The organism is Nocardia sp. NPDC005825, from assembly GCF_040630175.1.
Taxonomy (GTDB): Bacteria; Actinomycetota; Actinomycetes; order Mycobacteriales; family Mycobacteriaceae; genus Nocardia.
Genome location: NZ_JBEXXC010000034.1, coordinates 1 through 1,780, shown reverse-complemented (window position 1 = coordinate 1,780; position 1,780 = coordinate 1). Strand labels below are relative to the sequence as shown.

Genomic DNA, 1,780 nt, shown 5'->3' with positions numbered 1-1,780 from the left:
TTGCTAGGTTTTCGGACTCTGGTTCGAGATACTTCTGATTCGCCTTCGGGTGATTCTAGAGTCTTCAACGGAGAGTTTGATCCTGGCTCAGGACGAACGCTAGCGGCGTGCTTAACACATGCAAGTCGAGCGGTAAGGCCCTTCGGGGTACACGAGCGGCGAACGGGTGAGTAACACGTGGGTGATCTGCCTCGCACTCTGGGATAAGCCTGGGAAACTGGGTCTAATACCGGATATGAGCCTGGACTGCATGGTCTGGGTTGGAAAGGTTTACTGGTGCGAGATGGGCCCGCGGCCTATCAGCTTGTTGGTGGGGTAACGGCCCACCAAGGCGACGACGGGTAGCCGACCTGAGAGGGTGACCGGCCACACTGGGACTGAGACACGGCCCAGACTCCTACGGGAGGCAGCAGTGGGGAATATTGCACAATGGGCGAAAGCCTGATGCAGCGACGCCGCGTGAGGGATGACGGCCTTCGGGTTGTAAACCTCTTTTGACAGGGACGAAGCGCAAGTGACGGTACCTGTAGAAGAAGCACCGGCCAACTACGTGCCAGCAGCCGCGGTAATACGTAGGGTGCGAGCGTTGTCCGGAATTACTGGGCGTAAAGAGCTTGTAGGCGGTCTGTCACGTCGATTGTGAAAACTTGCAGCTCAACTGCAAGCTTGCAGTCGATACGGGCAGACTAGAGTACTTCAGGGGAGACTGGAATTCCTGGTGTAGCGGTGAAATGCGCAGATATCAGGAGGAACACCGGTGGCGAAGGCGGGTCTCTGGGAAGTAACTGACGCTGAGAAGCGAAAGCGTGGGTAGCGAACAGGATTAGATACCCTGGTAGTCCACGCCGTAAACGGTGGGTACTAGGTGTGGGTTTCCTTCCACGGGATCCGTGCCGTAGCTAACGCATTAAGTACCCCGCCTGGGGAGTACGGCCGCAAGGCTAAAACTCAAAGGAATTGACGGGGGCCCGCACAAGCGGCGGAGCATGTGGATTAATTCGATGCAACGCGAAGAACCTTACCTGGGTTTGACATACACCGGAAAGCCATAGAGATATGGCCCCCCTTGTGGTCGGTGTACAGGTGGTGCATGGCTGTCGTCAGCTCGTGTCGTGAGATGTTGGGTTAAGTCCCGCAACGAGCGCAACCCTTATCTTATGTTGCCAGCGCGTAATGGCGGGGACTCGTGAGAGACTGCCGGGGTCAACTCGGAGGAAGGTGGGGACGACGTCAAGTCATCATGCCCCTTATGTCCAGGGCTTCACACATGCTACAATGGCCGGTACAGAGGGCTGCGATACCGCGAGGTGGAGCGAATCCCTTAAAGCCGGTCTCAGTTCGGATCGGGGTCTGCAACTCGACCCCGTGAAGTTGGAGTCGCTAGTAATCGCAGATCAGCAACGCTGCGGTGAATACGTTCCCGGGCCTTGTACACACCGCCCGTCACGTCATGAAAGTCGGTAACACCCGAAGCCAGTGGCCTAACCCTTGTGGAGGGAGCTGTCGAAGGTGGGATTGGCGATTGGGACGAAGTCGTAACAAGGTAGCCGTACCGGAAGGTGCGGCTGGATCACCTCCTTTCTAAGGAGCACTTCTACACAGACCGTTCGAAGAGTCGAATGTGACTGTGTCAGAGACCGTTTCGGCCTCACACGTAGGCCGGCGGACGCTCATGGGTGGAACACTGACAACCTTCATCGCACCTAGCTGGAAGCCATGTCTTCGAGCGCGGTGAATATACCGACACACTATTGGGTCCTGAAAGAACACGCGAAAGCGA

The 1,780-nt window shown here is 56.7% G+C and carries 1 rRNA gene; it reads left to right on the top strand.

The window, feature by feature from the left end:
- Positions 1-64 precede the first annotated feature (64 nt).
- A 16S ribosomal RNA gene (locus ABZ382_RS36520) occupies positions 65-1,581 on the top strand.
- The last annotated feature ends 199 nt before the right edge of the window (positions 1,582-1,780 follow it).